At 50.5% G+C, this 17,860-nt stretch carries 12 protein-coding genes; 4 read left to right on the plus strand and 8 right to left on the minus strand.

Translation table 11 applies throughout. The features are described from left to right. The first annotated feature begins 2 nt into the window (after positions 1-2). The gene (locus tag ACFVTB_RS10195; RefSeq protein ID WP_387748090.1) at positions 3-5,702 is read left to right on the plus strand and encodes a carboxypeptidase regulatory-like domain-containing protein; all 5,700 of its coding nucleotides are present in this window, start codon (positions 3-5) and stop codon (positions 5,700-5,702) included. 63 nt (positions 5,703-5,765) lie between these two features. Here the strand turns inward: ACFVTB_RS10195 and ACFVTB_RS10200 are convergent, their stop codons facing one another. Together ACFVTB_RS10200 and sigJ are read right to left on the minus strand one after the other, a co-directional pair. Then, entirely contained in the window at positions 5,766-7,310 is a 1,545-nt protein-coding gene (locus ACFVTB_RS10200) for an acetate--CoA ligase (protein ID WP_387748583.1), read from the minus strand. Between the two features lie 218 nt (positions 7,311-7,528). After that, positions 7,529-8,392: an RNA polymerase sigma factor SigJ gene (sigJ, locus tag ACFVTB_RS10205; RefSeq protein ID WP_387748092.1), complete on the minus strand. Its 864-nt coding sequence runs from the start codon at positions 8,390-8,392 to the stop codon at positions 7,529-7,531. Positions 8,393-8,651: 259 nt separating this feature from the next. On the opposite strand from sigJ, the gene ACFVTB_RS10210 reads away from it, so the two are divergent. Further along, positions 8,652-9,131 carry a carboxymuconolactone decarboxylase family protein gene (locus ACFVTB_RS10210; RefSeq protein WP_387748094.1) on the plus strand — a complete coding sequence of 160 codons (480 nt, stop codon included), beginning with the start codon at positions 8,652-8,654 and terminating at the stop codon, positions 9,129-9,131. A gap of 103 nt (positions 9,132-9,234) precedes the next feature. Here the strand turns inward: ACFVTB_RS10210 and ACFVTB_RS10215 are convergent, their stop codons facing one another. The 3 genes from ACFVTB_RS10215 to ACFVTB_RS10225 all read right to left on the minus strand — a co-directional run bounded on the left by ACFVTB_RS10215 (position 9,235) and on the right by ACFVTB_RS10225 (position 14,087). Beyond that, complete coding sequence (locus ACFVTB_RS10215) at positions 9,235-9,717, minus strand: GyrI-like domain-containing protein (protein WP_387748096.1); 483 nt, start codon at positions 9,715-9,717, stop codon at positions 9,235-9,237. A 155-nt stretch (positions 9,718-9,872) separates the two neighbouring features. After that, positions 9,873-12,176 (minus strand): glycoside hydrolase family 65 protein, encoded by a 2,304-nt coding sequence (locus tag ACFVTB_RS10220; RefSeq protein WP_387748098.1) that lies wholly within the window; start codon positions 12,174-12,176, stop codon positions 9,873-9,875. A gap of 993 nt (positions 12,177-13,169) precedes the next feature. Beyond that, positions 13,170-14,087: a LysR family transcriptional regulator gene (locus ACFVTB_RS10225; protein WP_387748100.1), complete on the minus strand. Its 918-nt coding sequence runs from the start codon at positions 14,085-14,087 to the stop codon at positions 13,170-13,172. 87 nt (positions 14,088-14,174) lie between these two features. On the opposite strand from ACFVTB_RS10225, the gene ACFVTB_RS10230 reads away from it, so the two are divergent. Next, the gene (locus tag ACFVTB_RS10230) at positions 14,175-14,765 is read left to right on the plus strand and encodes a DJ-1/PfpI family protein (RefSeq protein WP_387748102.1); all 591 of its coding nucleotides are present in this window, start codon (positions 14,175-14,177) and stop codon (positions 14,763-14,765) included. Positions 14,766-14,894: 129 nt separating this feature from the next. On the opposite strand, the gene ACFVTB_RS10235 is transcribed toward ACFVTB_RS10230, so the two are convergent. After that, entirely contained in the window at positions 14,895-15,719 is an 825-nt protein-coding gene (locus tag ACFVTB_RS10235; RefSeq protein ID WP_387748105.1) for an NmrA family NAD(P)-binding protein, read from the minus strand. 70 nt (positions 15,720-15,789) lie between these two features. Then, positions 15,790-16,236 (minus strand): MarR family winged helix-turn-helix transcriptional regulator, encoded by a 447-nt coding sequence (locus tag ACFVTB_RS10240; protein WP_387748107.1) that lies wholly within the window; start codon positions 16,234-16,236, stop codon positions 15,790-15,792. A 168-nt stretch (positions 16,237-16,404) separates the two neighbouring features. Here ACFVTB_RS10240 and ACFVTB_RS10245 point away from each other — a divergent pair, with 168 nt between their 5' ends. Further along, entirely contained in the window at positions 16,405-16,803 is a 399-nt protein-coding gene (locus ACFVTB_RS10245) for a GyrI-like domain-containing protein (RefSeq protein ID WP_387748109.1), read from the plus strand. 289 nt (positions 16,804-17,092) lie between these two features. Here ACFVTB_RS10245 and ACFVTB_RS10250 read toward each other — a convergent pair whose 3' ends face one another. Next, positions 17,093-17,860 carry an ABC transporter ATP-binding protein gene (locus ACFVTB_RS10250; protein WP_387748111.1) on the minus strand — a complete coding sequence of 256 codons (768 nt, stop codon included), beginning with the start codon at positions 17,858-17,860 and terminating at the stop codon, positions 17,093-17,095.

Below are 17,860 nucleotides of genomic sequence, written 5' to 3' on the forward strand. Positions count from 1 at the left end.
GTTTGTCATTTCCATCTTCCAGCCAGTTTGTCGCATTAACGCTGAACGGTTCGCCGGTTGCCGACCCTGTGAAAGACGTCTCGCCAGACGAGACGGATATCGTTGGCAGCGCGGCTTTTCCCGCAGCTTACTACGCTTACGACGGAATTAATATTTATTTTCGTCTGAGGTTAAGTACAGACCCTCGATTCAAGAGCGCCTTTCGAAATTTTGCATGGGGTGTGCTGTTTGACACCGATAACAATCCTTCCACCTATGAATGGGAGCTTGTCGTCAACGGACTCGGCTCATCGGTAGACCTGATCCGCAATACGGTTCAAATTGCGAATGCATTTACAGATCAAGCGGAAGGAACTGACGGCAAAGGCGCACCGAACATTAGTACCGAAATATGCAATTTCGACATCGCGAGGGCGCAGGCTACCGGCGACGGCTCGACCTTTGGAAGTCACGAGAATTTCTTTATTGACTGGCTTATTCCGGCTTCCTCGCTGTTAGCGGCGCTTGGCATTACCAGTCAGTCCACTCTTCGCTTCGCTTTCTTCACGGCGACCAATAATAACAACTTCAATAAAGACTTCACGAACGGTACGCCTCAGGTGTTAAGTCAAGCCTTTTGCGATCCGGTCACAATCGCCGGAGGCGATATCCGTGCAAAGCTGGCTTTAGCCCAGACGGTCACCCCTCAATCGGTGACTGCGGGAGCCCAAGCGACATTCTCAGGTACGATTACGGCATCCAATACCGGGCGCAGCGGAGCAAATCTGGTTATTGTATCCGCGCCTTTTCAGTTTGATAAGCTCATTTCGTTTCCGAACCCGACGGTCTCGACAGGCAGCGTCTTCGTTAATATGCAGACGCGAACATTAACTTGGAGCGTAGGTGTTTTGAACCCGGGACAGAGTGAAATGCTTCGATATCAGATCGACGGCATGTTTACAACTTCGGGCTCCCGGACTATCAATACGGTTACGGCGTCGGGCAGCGATTTGGCGACAGGCGCAGCCATCTCCGCCCCTGCCGTGACGGCAACGATCAACGTCATCGCGATAGGCGGTATCGCAGGGACGGTGCTTAGCCAAGCAAGCGGCTTGCCTTTGCCGGGAGTGACGGTGAAAGCTCTGCTTACCGGGACGACATCGGTCATCAGTCAGACAACGACCGATACGGCAGGCGTTTACTCGTTTACCGGCCTTCCCGTCGGATCGTACAACGTGCAATTCTCACTTGATTTGCACCAAACCTTGACGTCTCAGACGACGGTAACGGCCAATACAATTACCACCTTAAACGCAACGCTCATTCCTTTACCGTCGGCGGTGCAGGGCGTTATTTCCGCCTCATCGGGCGGCGGGGCGATACCTGGAGCTGCCGTTATTGTCACCAATCTGCTTGGCGCTGTTGTCGCGAAGACAAACACAAACGCTGCGGGTCAGTACACGATTACCGGCATCACACCGGGCAACTACCGGATCAGTTTTTCTGCCGATGGGTTCCAGCAATTCGATCAAGGCATTAAACTGAGCGCTGCTCAAACGCTTGACCTGAATATTTCCTTGCTCAGCAACCCTGGAGCGGTTACAGGTATTGTAACGTCAACCAGCGGTACTCCTATTGCGGGAGCGCTTGTCGAGGTGCTCAATAGCCGCAGCAATTTGCTTATTTCGACGACGACGGATGCGTCGGGAAGCTACTTGCTCAACAACCTTCCTCCCGATCAGAATGACCGGCTTAGAGTGTCTGAACCCGGTTTTAACACCTCAATTATTAGTTTAGCCGTTACAGCCGGACAGACGAAAACCGTCAATATCTCGTTATCTCCGATTACCGGCCAAGTATCCGGCATTGTTACCGACGGAACGACAGGGGCTGCCATTCCAAACGCGTCCATTCGCATTGCCAATGCGGAAGGATTAACGCTGCAGACCGCAATGACCGATAGCGCGGGCGCTTATACCATTACTTCACTCAGCCCCGGAAGCTATAGCGTTTTTTTTGGAGCTTCGGGCTATGCGTTGAAAACAATTGGCGCGACGGTTCTATCCGGTCAAACCATAACCTTGAACGCAACGCTGGAACAACTGGCCGGAGCGATAACCGGTACAGTTAAAGATGTAAACGGCAACCCGCTGTCGGCCGTGAACATTCGTGTATTTCTTAATAACGTTGTAGTAGCCTCCGTCAATACGGATACCGATGGAACGTATGAGATTAACCAATTGGCTTCCGGCAAATATTTGCTTTCCACGCGAAAAGGCGGCTATAGCGGAAGCGCCTTGAACGTGACGGTCATTCCGGGGCAAACGACGATCGCCGACTTTGTCCTTCCGCCAGAACCGGCGTCAATATCCGGCAACGTGACCGATACGGCTGGAAATCCGCTCGCCGGAGCGGTGCTTTCCATACAGTTGAATTTGGATGGAGGCAATGTCGTCTTCTTGCGTTTCTTAACGCAAGAGAACGGCCAATATGTTGCCAGTAATCTGATCGCGGTGCCAAGCATCGTATCGGTAAGCGCGGCGGGTTTCCAGTCCAGTTTCGCGAGCGCATCGCTCATTCCCGGTCAGCAAACGAAGATCGATTTCAGCCTAGCGCCCGATCCGGGATCGATTGCTGGGACTGTTCTGACAAGCGACGGTTTGCCGATTGAAGGCGCGGCTGTTCAAGTGCATTCCGGCAATGCGAATGGCGTAACGATATCCAGCTTGTTCACGGACCCAGCCGGGTCATTCGTGAGCGGCAATCTGGCGCCCGGGGTCTACACGATTGTTGCGTCGGCTTCATCGTTCCAGACCGCTTCCGCTGTAACGCAAGTCGTATCGGATGCCGCTAGCCCGATTGTCATTCGGTTGGCGCCGGACCCCGGCTCCATTCAAGGTATTGTCACCGACAGCAGTACGGGAGCACCGCTGACGTCGACCATTATTAATGTGAAAGATAAGAACGGGCTGCAGGTTGCCTCGACTCTTGTAGACAACTCCGGACAGTATATTGTAAACGGCTTACCGCCCGGCGCTTATACGATTGTTGTCAATTCGCTCGCTCATCAGAGCGGGACGACGGGGGCTGTTGTTGTCTCGGATGCAACAACGACTGTCGATTTTGCTTTGCTTCCGAATCCAGGCATGTTAAACGTATTGACCGAGCCAGTTGTATCGGAAGTGACTGTAAATCTGTACAATTTAAGCAATGTACAGATTGTCGGCAGTCTGACCAGCACAGAAGGGAAAACTCAGTTTCTAACGCTTGCCGCAGGCTCGTATTATCTCATCGCCTCGGGGAACGGGTACACGTCCGACGCAATCGGAGCGATTATTACGCCTGATCAAACGACAACTGTAACGATTCCGCTTGTGCCGCTGCCTGGGAAAATTACCGGGCATGTGCTCGACAATAATGGGCTGCCGATCCCCAATGCAATCGTCAAAGCCATCAACGGCAATGAAACGGTTCGCGGGGTTGTGCAGACGGGAGCCGACGGAAGCTTCATCCTTGATTTAATGCCGTCCGGGCAAATTGAGTTGGCTGTTTCGGCACCGGGCTATTCTGGGGCGACGACAGGCGTATCGGTTGGGCCGGGACAGTTGATTGACGGAGTGGAAGTGAGGCTGCTTCCGAATCCTGGTTCAATCGCCGGGCAAGTCGTTGACGCGGTTACACAGCAGCCGATTCGCAGCGCCAGTATTGAGCTTCGCAGCGGCAGTGCGAATGGACTGTCTATCGTTTCGGTAATTACGGATCCTTCCGGAGGTTTCGTAATCGACGGCCTGCAGCGAGGCTCTTATGCTGTTGTAGCGTCGGCGGTCGGATACGGGAACAACAGCGTTGGCGCAGTCGTCGCCAGCGATCAAAGCGTCTCCGCTGTTATAGCATTAACGCCGAGCTACGGCCGTATCGAAGGCTCGATTGCGGATAGCGCCGGTCAGGATATACCTGCATCTATTATTGAGATTCGTTTATATACAAAGGAAGGAGCGCTGGTCAGTACGCTCTTTCCGAGCCAGGACGGAACCTTCGTCATCGATCAACTGCGCCCTGGCGAATATCTCTTGAACGTGTCTGCCACCGGATTTACCTCCTCGACTCAAGGCACCTTTGTAGCGGCCGGTACAACGTCAGTTATTCGGACCGCATTGGAGCCGGAAAAGGTTGTGCTGCGCGGCACGGTTAGCAATGCGGCTTCCGGTGTCGGCATTGCCGGGGCTCAGATCGAGGTTCGCACTGTCTACGGTCAGCAAATAGAGAGTGGTTTTAGCGACGAGACCGGAGCTTTCTCAATTAACGGAATACCGCTAGGCAACCTGCTTGTTACGGCGACCGCCGCTCGTTCTGGTTCTGATACGGCTGCAGTCGTTGCAACAGCGGGACAGATTGCGACTGTATTTCTCCAATTGACACCGACGCCGGGAAGCGTATTCGGGCTCGTCAGCAACTTTGCCAACGGTGCGAATGTGGCGGGAGCAACGATCCGTATTTTCGATGGAGTTACAGGATCGTTAATCACTTCGGTGCTTAGCGGCAGCGGAGGGCAATACAGCTTTGAAGGGCTGGCGCCCGGTTCTTATACGTCTATTTGCAGCGCAGATGGCTTCGGCAACGCTCTAGGGGGATTCGACATCGGCGCCGGTGAAGCGACGAAGTTCAGCTACGCGTTAATTCCACTGCCAGGTGAACTAAACGGAAAAGTAACGGACGTGAGTAACGGAATTTCGATTCCCGGTTGCACCGTCGTCGTGCGACAATACAACAACTTCGGACCGGTTGTCACATCCATTCTAACGGACAGCAACGGCGTCTACGATGCCGGTCAAGTTACAGCGGCGAACTATGTCGTCTCGGCCTCGCAGACGAATTTCATCGGGGAGCAGACATCCGTCAACGTCGCTTCAGGCTCGGCGTCCACGGTCGATTTCACACTCAAGATGACCCCGACTTCGATTGAAGGCACTGTATCTGACGGTACAACGGGCAATCCGCTTCCAGATACGCCTATTACCGTTATTGACGACAACGGGACCGTGATCGGCGGCGGCGTTTCGGATAGCGGCGGTCATTACGAGGTGCCGAGCGTTCCCGGCGGCGGGCAGACGGTCGTAGGCAATAACCCGGACACGCAGCCTGGCGTTGTATTTCTTCCGCCTTCAACGCCGCCAGCCAAAACAACCGTCAATCTCACACTGAAAGCTCCGCCGCTTACGATCAGCGGTTCTGTTCGAGATGAGTTGACCGGGCCGGTTCCCGGCGCTATCGTGACGGTGCTTGATCCGGGAACGAATATGCCGTTGACATCTGCTATTGTCGATGAGACCGGTCGCTTTACCGCCCGAGGACTTCGTCCGGGGACGTTTACAACGACTTTCTCGTCTCCGCTATTCGGATCGGTTGCGCGAAGCGCTGCCGCTGGAGGGGACGGCAGCGTTCAGCTCAGTACGGCGTTCGGCACGCTGACAGGTACGATCAGAAACGCAGCCAAACAGCCGCTCTTTAAGGCGTTGGTTGAGATTGTCACTTCTTCAAACGAGCTAATAAGACAGACGATTAGCAACCAAGCCGGCCAATATACGCTCACCAATCTGACGGCGGGCATACAAAATGCACGCTTCTCCTTCCCCGGCAAACAGACCGTTGTGCTGCATCCAGAAATATTCGATCAGCAAGTAACGGTGCTGGACGTCATTCTTTTCGACGAAGAGGAAGAATAACAGGGAATAGGAATGGGAAAAGAGCAAAGGCTGCCGAGAGATACGGCAGCCTTTGCTCTTGCTTTATTTTTGACGAGTCTGGTTCTCCTGTTCCCGAAGGTCGATCCTGTGAATTTTGCCGGAGGAGGTTTTCGGAAGATCGGCGACAAACTCGATTTTGCGAGGATATTTGTAAGGGGCCGTCCATTGCTTGACATGGTCCTGCAGCTCCTTCACCAGCTCTTGAGAGCCAGCTTCTGCGTCTTTAAGAACGATGAGAGCTTTTACCACATGTCCGCGAATTTCATCCGGGCTGGCGACGACGGCGCATTCCTTAACGGCTGGATGCTTCATTAGCGCGTCCTCGACTTCAAAAGGCCCGATCGTATAGCCGGAGCTAATAATAATATCGTCTCCGCGGCCTTCAAACCAGAAGTAGCCGTCCTCATCCTTGCGCGCCCGGTCTCCGGTAATGAAGTAGGAGCCGTGGGATTGAGCCGACTTGCGCTCGGGAGCTTTATAGTACTGCTTGAACAGGGCGGGCATATCGAGATGAACGGCAATGTCGCCGACAATGCCGGCAGGAAGAGGGCGTCCGTCTTCATCGACGACGGCGACCATTCCGTCATTAATCGCTTTGCCCATCGACCCGGCTTTTAGCTCAGCATTCTTGAAATTGCCGATGATGAGCGTGTTCTCGGTTTGTCCGTAACCGTCTCGAATCGTAATGCCGAGCACCTGTTTGAATCTGTTGATTACTTCCTGATTTAACGGTTCACCGGCGGATACGGCGCAGCGCAGGCCGGTCAAATCATAGTGACTCAACGTTTCCGACTTGGCCATGATCCGGTATTCCGTAGGCGTGCAGCATAAAACTTGAATGCCTTCATCCTGAAGAAGCTGCAAATAACGTTCGGATTGGAACGGACCGTTGTAGACCAATCCCGTCGCGCCGTTTCCGAGCACGGACAGGAACGGCGTCCAAATCCATTTCTGCCAACCGGGAGCAGCCGTTGCCCAAACCGTATCTCCTGGCTGGATATCGAGCCATAGCGACGAGACGATCCGCAGATGAGCGTAGCCCCAACCGTGGCTGTGGACGACTCCCTTCGGATTGCCGGTAGTGCCAGATGTGTATGCCAGAATCGCAATATCGTCCCGATGAGTGCCGACAGCAGCATAATCGTCCGGTTGTCCATGCATCAAGCTGTCCAACGCGGTCCAACCTTCGGGCAAACGGTCGGCAGCTTCCGATGCGGCGGTGATGCGGTACGACAAATCGGGGAGTGTTTCTTCGATCGATTCAACCTCGGTTATACCGTTTGGCCAAGCAATGACCGCCTTTGCCTCAGAATGGCGAAGCCGATAGGAAAGATCCTTCGCCCGCAGCATTTCGGAGGAAGGGATAATGGCAAGACCCGCTTTCAAACTGGCGATATAGATGACATAGGCGGCAATGCTGCGAGGAACCATGACTAGTACGCGATCCCCTTTGCTCAGGCCGAGATTCGTCAATCCATGCGCCAGCCGATTAGCTTGCTTATTCAGCTCGCCATATGTAATCTCAGCTCCTTCTCCTTGCTCAGTAAGCGATATTAGCGCAACCTTGTCCTCCGGATGTTTCGTCATCTCGGAAGTGAGGTTATAAAAATCGGGTGCAATCCATTGTTGATTATCCAAGAAGTACAACTCCTAATTAGGTAAGATGCGATATGCTGTATTCATTATAAACGTTGTTCTTCACTAAATCGAATTATCCGGATTAGGAGGAGAGGCGGCACCGCTAGCTGATAACGATGATGGCAGAGAGTACAGAGCAGCAGTATCGAGTTATGCTTCGACCATTTTTAGGACATGACATGCTTCAATTTATCCGGATTTCTGATAAAATACAGGTTCTGGATTTTATTGTCCTCAACATGCAGCATACCAACCGTGTGAATGCCATCGCTTGATCGAAGAATAATACCGGTTTGTCCATTCAATTGAGCCAATTCGATCAAGAAGTCTCCACTAGCTGTAGCTGCTTGGCGTATCGGACCGAGAAGAAAGTTTGCCACTGGCTCTCGTTTCTCGATCGGAGCAACAGCGGCAGACACTTTGCCTCCTCCATCCGAAATGAATACGACATTCTGATCAAGCATGGATAAGAGTTGATTCATATCCCCTTGTTTAAGAGCTTCCAGAAAACCAGTCACCCATTCCTGATTGACGGGTTCAGCATGAATCATCTCTTCGGCGTCAATTCCCATCTTAGCGCTGGCACGGCTATAAAGCTTCCGGCAATTCACTTCGCTTTTTTCTGTGAGCTTGGCTATCTCTTGATATTCAAAGCCGAGCGCTTCGCGAAGAACGAACACGATTCGTTCAGTAGGTGTGAGCCGCTCCAAAAGAACCAGCATGGCATATGACAAAAGATCATCGCGAATAACGGATTCCATCGTATCGTTATCCGTGCTGACATAAGGCTCAGGCAGCCATTCCCCGAAATATTGCTCCCGCTTCTTGCGCGCCGATTTATACAAGTCCCGGCAGCGATTTGTAACCATTTTGCAAAGGTAAGCTTTCGGCTCGGCAAGCTTCTCCTGAGGTACTTCATATATTTTTAGAAAAACATCTTGAACGACATCCTCCGCATCGGAAACGGACCCTGTCAATTGGTAGGCGAGTTTAAATAACAATCCTTTATATTGCATATATAACTCGTGCATCTGTTTCACATCCATCCCATCTATTTACTCACTTTGGCATAGTCAGCGCCATTAATAAAACGAGATGGTGGGCTATGCTGTGACATATTTTTAATTTTCCCGAAAAAATATTTTTCTCAACGGTTCTTCTGTCACAGATTGAATGTCAGCGTCGTTATATTTTCCGAAAGACAAGATGGAGGACGTCGAACATTCAGTTAATCGAAAGCGGTATGATGATTCGACTTATCCAAATTTATGAAAGAAAGAGGTTATAATAATGACACAGCGTTTGAATTACATGGAGCAATCACCGGAGTTTTTCAGAAAAATGATGGACCTCAGCAATGCTGAGAGGAATAGCGCAATTGAAGAAAAGATTCTTGATCTCGTTCATATAAGAGCCTCGCAAATTAATGGTTGCGGATTTTGTTTGGATATGCACGTGAAACAGGCCAAAATCAACGGCGAGAGCGAGCTTCGACTCTATCATCTCTCCATTTGGCGGGAGTCGAATCTATTTGCTCCGCGTGAGCGGGCCGCGCTGGCATGGACCGAGGTTTTAACCAAGCTGCCTGAACATGGTGTGCCTGACGAAGTTTATAACCGTGTTCGCACACAATTATCTGAGAAAGAAATCTCGGACCTTACGTTCTCAGTCATGACGATTAACGCGTGGAACCGCATAAACGTAGCTTTCAGGAACGTGCCTGGTTCGGCGGACGCGGCATTTGGATTAATGAAAGCGGGTTTGAACTAGAATAACTCCGGTTTAGATCAAAAACACCTTCAAGAGAGCCTCCATCACTTCGGCATGGCAGGGTTATCTTGAAGGTGTTTTCATTTCTTATGACAGCGAGCCGTTACTCCTCTGTTGGTAAATAGATATCAATCTTGCAATCTTCAGGATCGAAGTTGCTGGCGTCCGGCCAATATTCAAAATCAAAGCAGCGATTGCTGCTAATATCCCGCTCTCGAATCGTATCGTAAGCCTCGGCGATTTCATCTTCCGGCCCTTGATGCGAAACCTTTACATAGCTGCCGGCAGGCAATGTGTGCTGCACGAGTCCTTGATCTTCAGAAAAGCCGTCGAAGTTGTGCACTTCTACTGCCACAATGCTTTCAAAAGGAACATCCGGCGTCCATTCGACATCAGGATAAATTTGAATAAGGTACAGGCCGTTGTTATCCGAGAGGCCTATAATTTCATGCTGCTTGGCTAGCAGCGAGTTTCGCAAATTTACTACAATCCCTTGGTCCAGGTCCTCATTTAACGACGCTGTGACAGAGTAGCCGACGAGCTTGGTCTCCTTGCGTTGAAAGGTTTCGAATTGTGTTATAGCCATGATTCTCCAACTCCTTTACTTTCTATCATTCAGGTACAATTCATTATAGCTATAGAAGAGAGAGGGTGGCAAATGCAGGAAGGGCAGTATGAAAAAAAGCAGCCAAAGCTCTAATTTAGGAGCCTGGCTGCTTTTATTACTCTCGCGTTCGCCAATTATTGCTGAACGGTTTGAGCCAAATCGATCGTTACGCCGTCGGCCGTAACCGTGTGCGTCTGACCGTAGATCGTCAGTTCGATCGCTTTGCCGGATACGGCTTTAATCGAAGCGCGCTGTTTGTTCACTTCGACAATCAGCTTCGATTCCTTATAAGAGATTGGGAAGCTGTAGCTGTCCCAGCGTGCAGGAATTGTCGGACGAAGGACAAGGTGATCGCCGTCCGAGCGCATGCCGCCGAAGCCATAGACGATGTTCATCCAAGCCGCCGCGATGGAAGTCGTGTGCAATCCTTCGCGCGTATTGCGGTTGTAGTTGTCCAGATCAAGACGCGTTGCAAATTCAAAAAATTGATAAGCTTCCTCTTCTTTGCCAATCTCAGCTGCCAAAATGGAGTGAATGGAAGGGGAGAGGGAAGACTCGTGAATGCAGCGCGACTCGTAATATTCGTAGTTCGCCAGCTTCTCGGCCGCCGAATAATCTCCGCTGTACAGAAACATGAACATCAGCACATCCGGCTGCTTGATCATGTCGTAACGGTACAGGCGATCGTACGACCAGTGAGAGTACAACGGGAATTCCGTTACCGGAATCGAATGAATGTCCAGATGAGGCATATCGAAGAAGCCGTCATGCTCCTCGAAAATGCCGTTTTCCTCGTCTTTCGGAATTTTCATAAATTCCGCCTTATGCTTCCAGTCCGCTTGCTCCTCGTCCGTCAATGCAAGGCGCTCAGCCAGCGCTTTGAACGCTACCGCAGACTCGTTCGACATGCTGTCGATCACTTCCAGCGTATATTCGAACAGTTTTTTCGCCATCAAGTTGATGTAGCAGTTGTTGTTGACCATCAATTGGAATTCGTCCGGTCCCATGACGCCGAAATAACCGTACAGGCCGCTCTTCTGTCCCCATTGACCGCGCGTTGCGTAGAAACGGCTGATTTCAATCAGCATTTCCAAACCTTTTTCGTATAGGAAGTCGACGTCGTCTGTGATGTTCACATAATGGCGAATGCCGTAAGCGACGGCCGTACCGACATGCAATTGAAGGTTCGAGTGCTGCCACAGGTCGCAGCTTTCCGTTCCGTCGATCGTTGCGATCGGGTAGAAGGCGCCTTTGCAGTCGAGCTCTTTTGCGCGCTCCAATGCGTATGGCAGCGATTTGTAACGGAATTCAAGCAAGCTTTTGGCCGCCTTCGGATTGTTGAAAATGTAGAATGGCAGGCAGTAGGACTCGGTATCCCAGAAGGCAAGTCCGCGGTAAGCCTCGCCTGTAAGGCCTTTTGCGCCGATGTTGAAGCCTGGGTTGTCGCCGTGATACGTTTGGTACAGATTGAAAATACAGAAGCGAATGCCTTGCTGATTTTCAGGATCGCCTTCAATAACGATATCGGATTCCTTCCATACGTTCTCCCAGTAATTCGCTTGCTCCTGCTCGAGCTTCAAATAGCTTGCGCCGATATAAGCTTTCGCTTGCTGTTGTCCGGTGCTCCACAACTGGTCGTTCGCTACGGAAAGATCTTTCTCGGCATAATTATAGACAAATTTATCAAAGGTCGATTTCTCGCCTTGAACAAGCTTGATGGACACATCTTGACCGATGAAACGGTCGCCTTCAACAGGCTTGGATTCCAGGGCGTTAGGCGCGTCGAATATAAAACCGGAATAGAGGCGGTTTTTGGTCAAAACGGTTTCGCCGAGCATAGCCGTTACGCCATCCTCTTGGCCTTGACGAACGCTTCCCCAGAAGCTGCGGCCTTGATCCTCGTGGATGACGGAGAAGTCGAGACCTGTGCGGATTTCAACTTGCCCGGAGAAGTTCAGCGGTTCGAACACGATGCGCTGACAGCCGAGGCTGGACACATTCATGCTGACGAAGCGCTCGAACGTCAAACGGAGCTGCTTCCCGTCGGAAAGCTCCCATACGAAGGTGCGCACATATTTGCCGCGTTTAAAGTCCAGCTCTCTGCGGAAGCCGCTGAATTTGCTTTTGGCCAAGTCCAGCGATTCGCCATTGACGCTGATTCGCGTATACAGCCAGTCGACCGCATTGACCATGAAACGAAGGGAACGAATTATGCCTTTATAGTGAGCGGATACTTTGCTTTCCTCGAAAAGTCCGTTAAAATAGCTGCCGATCAGCGAATCGCCGCTATACCCTTCTTCCGGGTAAGCGCGAACCCCCATATACTCGTTGCCTAGCGAAAAAATCGATTCGGAAACGCGATTCCGGGCTGCATCGAAGTCGTTTTCAATGACCTTCCACGTATCCACGACAAGATACTTATCTGCTACTTTTGCCATGCTAATTCCACTCCTTTTATGCTTTTCAATCCTATACAGTCTCAGATTAGTTCAATCGTCGTGTCGAAAGAAGGTTCAACTTTATTCATTTTATGTGCATTTATACCGAAGTTATGGTTTATTTCAAGGGAAGGAGGGACTAGTTTGAGGAAATGAGGCTGGGAGGCGGTGAGGATTAACCGTTAAAAGGCATCCGGGCTGTCGAGAACGATTCGACAGTCGCTTATTTTAGCAGCAATTGAATGCGGCATCGTTGTATGGATGTGGCATCGATTGCATGGATGCGGCAGTTATTGACTGGGGGATGCTCAGTTTATGCGCCTATCGCGGCGAATAACTGCTAAATTGCAGTTATTTCTGTTTTTTATGCTGAAGCAGAGCGAATAACTGCCATATGGCAGTTATTGACTGGGGGATTGCCCGGTGTGTGCGCCTATCGCGGCGAATAACTGCTAAAATGCAGTTATTTCTGCTTTTTAGGCTGGAAGCAGAGCGAATAACTGCCATATGGCAGTTATTACTAGGGGATTGCCCGGTGTGTTCGCCTATCTCGGCGAATAACTGCTAAAATGCAGTTATTTCTGCTTTTTATGCTAGAAGTAGAGCAAATAACTGCCATATGGCAGTTATTCCGGCTTTTTATACTGGAAGTAGAGCAAATAACTGCCATATGGCAGTTATTGTGAATGTCATGCGGGGAGGAGGTTTGACCGCCAAAGTGTGACCGAGCACCGCGTGCCGGGATGGCACAGCGTGCTAGAATGCCACAGCAATAACGACCCTACTGCCGTTAGGACAGCCATCTTGCTATCATGAGCACGGTCTCTTGCTACGAACAGACGATCTTTGCAACTGAACCGTCTCAGGTACCGTGTCGTGACCCTACATATAAGCTAGGTAGAGCGCACGCCTAGTAACACTGGTAGTGAGCCATCATAAACGTGAGCGAAAATGAGCTGCGTTCCGTGAATGCTTCACTTCACTCCGAAATCGTTATTTCCCAACAGCGCTCCGCATAAATTCGTTTCTGGCAAGCTCCATCCATTTGAGCTGAGCCTTCGACAGCCATTTATTTTTATGAACAATAATTTGCATATAAAAGGTAAGGTCATCTTCCGGAGACGGTATCGTCTCCAATTTATTCTCTCTCAGCAGCGACTCTACGCTAATCAGAGGCATTAAACTAACGCCTAATCCGCTCGCAACGCACTGCTTCATCGCTTCCATGCTCGTAAACTCTAAATATTGCGCGGCGCTCATCCCTTTGTCTATTAGATACTGCTCATAAAATCGTCTCAACGAGCAATTTTTTTCGCTGAAAATAACGCACGCGCCATTCGATTCTTCGATATGGGTCAGATTATGACCGTACTCGCCGACAAAAACTAATGGTTCCTCCGAGCAAACTTCCATAACGAGCTGCGGATCGTTTACCACGGGCTCCAGCGTCATGGCCAGATCAAGCTCGCCAGAGTGGAGCTTCTCGCGCAGCGAGGGGCAGTGATCGTTAATTAAGGAGACGGTTACGCCCGGATAGCTTTTTTTAAATGCGGAAAGCACCGGTCCCAGCTTATATACGGTGATCGTTTCTGATGCGCCGATGCGCAGCTCGCCCTTCAAGTTGAAGTCGTCGGCGGATAAATGTTTAATTTTCGCGTAAGCGGCCAGCAATTCCTCGCCATACGTATAGAGTTCCCGCCCGACAGACGTAAGCCGGATTTGCTTGCCAAGCCTGTCGAACAAAGGCGCTCCGATTTCCTGCTCCAGCTGCTGAATATGCGAAGTGACCGAAGCTTGCGAATATTGAAGCGATTGGGCAGCCTTCGTGAAGCTCTGCCAGTCGGCTACCGCCTTGAACGTTTGCAATTGCCGGATTTCGATACGATCGCCTCCTGAGTTCGATTTTGTCATTAGCTTTTCTGAACATTATATTTAGTTATTTCAATTTTACTAATGAATGCTTATAGCTTATTCTACTGGGAAAAGGAGATGATGGCGATGAAAAAAATATGTCTGCTGCTGCCAAACGGCTTTGAAGCGGTCGAGGCGAGCGTGTTCACGGATGTTTTTGGATGGAATAAGGATGAGGGCGACGGCTCAACATTGCTCGTGACGGTCGGCACCCGAGCGCAATTAACGTGCACGTGGAATTTCACAGTCATACCAGAAAAAACGATTGATGAAGTGACGGTTGCCGAGTTTGATGCGCTGGCGCTGCCGGGTGGTTTCGAAGAGGCTGGATTTTACGAGGACGCTTATCGTTCTGATGTTCTTGAGTTGATCCGGGAATTCGACCGGCAGGGCAAATTCATTGCCTCTATATGCGTTGGTGCGCTGCCGATTGGCAAAAGCGGGGTATTGCAGGGGAGAAGGGCGACCACCTACAACCTGAACGATCGAAAACGTCAGCTTCAACTGGCGGAGACGGGGGCCGTCATCGTGCCGGACCAGCCGATCGTAAGAGACGGCAATATTATTACTTCCTATAATCCTTCAACCGCATTCGAGGTGGCATTCGAGCTGCTTGAGTTGTTGACTTCGACGGAAAATACAAATGAGGTCAAGAGGCGGATGGGCTTTCTCGGCTAACCATGCGGGAGCGCGCCGCTTCGAAGCACCGCTGCTGCACGAGAGAAGGTGCGCGGACAGCGATGCTTCGGACTTCCGTAAAATAACGCTCGAACTATCAATCTCCGCATTGACTTACTCGGCAGTGGTTCACTTGCCAGGAGCTGTTGAGAGGATGGAAGCAACGTTTTCTTTTAGCGAAGCGGCCGGACGGCCCATTAAACGCTCCATATCCAACGAAACCGACGACGTGTTGATGCGGCTTAAAAACCTGTAAATCCAATGTTGAATGCCCGGGTCAATTTCAAGCGTGATAGATTTCCCTGAGATGTCTGACAGCGCGGCAACCAAATCATCGAATGTCCATGGGGTGGACGCGGTTAGTTCGTAAATGCGATTCGTTTCATTGGGCGCTGTCAGTACAGCAGCAATCGCGTCAGCGAGATCGGAACGAGCTGCCGAATTGAATCGCCATTCGCCCGGCGGGACTGTCAGAGTCCCTTTTTCAATAGCCGCATTCAGATCGAGGGCGCCGATAAAATCGATGTACAACGCGTTCCGCAGAAAAGTAAAAGGAATTTTCGCAGCCCGGATGGCTTGTTCAGTCGCAAGATGCAGTGGGACAGGCGGGCTCGAACCGTTATCAGGATAAGCGAAGCTGGTATAGAGCAAATGTTCAACCTTCGTTAGTTTGGCTGCTTCAATCACCGCGATATGCTGACGCAAACGAACATCGTCATCGGGATGAGAGCTTGAAATAAAAAGCAGCTTGGAGGCCCCGATAAAGGCCTGTTCAAGCGACTCGGGGCGATCGTAATCACAAAGCCGCACCTCTACTCCCAGTTGTTCAAGTGATTTTGCGGATTCAGCACGGCGAACGCAAGCGATGATCTGATCTAGCGGGATACTGCGAACAAGACGTTGAATGACTAGCTGTCCCAGCTTGCCGTTTGCTCCTGTAATGATAATCGGCATGAATGTTCTTCCCTTCAAATAGAATTCAAATAAATAGTTAAGGACTTAACTAAAAAGTCGGGCGGAAGCGTTACCCCCGTTTCAGCTTATTTAATAGGAAGAGAAGCTGTGTCAACTCCGACTCGTCCAACGCTTGCACGCGGTTTGCAACGGCTTGCCGGTTATCGGGCAAATGTCGCTGCAAAAGAAATCGACCTTTATCCGTAATCGAAATGACCCATTTTCTGCCATCTTCGGCATGAGGTTTTCTCTGTACTAAACCGTCGTTTTCCAGCGGGGTTAGAAGCAGACTGATATTCGCTTTGGTGACGCCGATCTTTTGAGCGAGGACTGAAGGGGACAGCGTACCGCCTTCCTTCATCAGCTCGACTAAGAGACGAATTCTAGCACCGCTAATTCCTTTGGACTGCCAATATTGCTCGGATACGTCGACCAATTGGGCGGTTGTTTCCACGAGTGTGAAAAAAACTTGATTCGGCAGCGGCAAATCCAGTACATATTGTTGCAATTCGTTCATGAAGCAGTTCTCCCTTTTAAAATAGTTAAGCACTTAACTATCTGAATTTTAGGGGATGAACGGAAGATTGTCAACGATGCTTTTAACAGTTGCTCGGCAACCAAATTCTTGCTATTGTAACGGTAGTCCTGCTAATGGAAAACATAGGGCGAGAGAGGGCGTTTTGAAATGAAGTTCTCCGTTATCAACAGCATTCGAACGAATAATTTTGCAGACGAGCAATGTGTAGAAAAAATAAACAGCCTGTGGGCGGAAGCTTCCCGCCAGCTCGTGGGCCAAAATACAGTTCTATACGGCGTGTATTACGATTATGAGAGCGATTATAAAGGGGATTATACGTTGGCTGTGGCAGTAGAGGGCAGCGAGGGCGAAGCCTTGGTAGAGCTGTCGGAACACGCCAATTACGAGATTTTTAAAGTGGATGAAGCCGACGAGCTGTCGGTCGTACGCGCGTGGCAAAACATTTGGGAACGCGAGCAGGAAGGGACGCTCCGGCGGGCGTACACTTGGGATTTCGAAAAGTACAGTCCGAACGGAAACACCGAAATTTATATCGCGATTTTATAAAAATGCAGCAGCGCTTCTCGGGAACATTGAACCGAGATTATAAGATGAGCGCGGAGATGTGCCGCCAGCAATGCAATTCGGACCATTTTCGTTCAGAACAACCGAGCCGCTTCCTAAACGGAGCCGTTCGGTTATTTTATTGTGAAAATATCGATGAAGATGATGCCAAAAAACCGCCTTGAGATGAACTACCCCCAATTGTTAGACACCATCTAACGCTTTGGGGGACAGTTCAGAGATAAGGACGGTTTTTGGCATGGTTGGAGCGAGAGCGGGCTGCTCTCGTTTTTTAAGTTGTGGCCAAATAGGCGATACCGAGACCGCCGGTGACCGGATTACGATAGATTTCACAGGACACGTCAAAAACTTCCAGAATCCGCTCTTTCGTCAAAAGCTCTTCGGGCGTTCCGCTTGCGACGACTTGCCCGTCTTTCATCATATATAAGTAGTCGCAGTATTCGGCGGCCAGCTCCAAGTCGTGCAGCGCAGACAAAACGCCGATGCCGAGCTGTCTGACAATCGTTAAGATTTGCAGCTGATATTTAATGTCGAGATGGTTGGTCGGCTCGTCGAGAATAAGAAACTGCGGCTGCTGCGCCAGCACGCGGGCGAGCACGACGCGCTGTTTTTCGCCGCCGGACAACGAGTTGTAGCTGCGGTTCACATAAGTTTGTAGATTAACTTTGCGCAGCGCCTCGTCTACGATCTGATAATCGCTGGCGCTGTCCGTTTCGAGCAAGCCCTTATGAGGCGTTCGTCCCATCATGACCATTTCCTGAACCGAGAAGTCGAAGCTCAATTCATTGAATTGGCCGACAACGCCAAGCTTTTGCGATACCGTCTTCGGGTTCGATTTGATTACGTTCATATCGGACAAGAAAACTTCGCCCTGGCTCGGCTTAATTACTTTGTAAATGCTTTTAAGCAGTGTCGACTTGCCGCATCCGTTCGGACCAATCAGGCCGACGAACTGTTTATCGCGCACCCTGACCGATACGTCCTTCACTATTGCAGTGTCTGCGAATGAGACCGATAAATGTTCCACTTTTAAATTCAT

This window comes from Paenibacillus sp. NPDC058071, assembly GCF_042885235.1.
In the GTDB taxonomy this organism is placed as follows: domain Bacteria; phylum Bacillota; class Bacilli; order Paenibacillales; family Paenibacillaceae; genus Pristimantibacillus.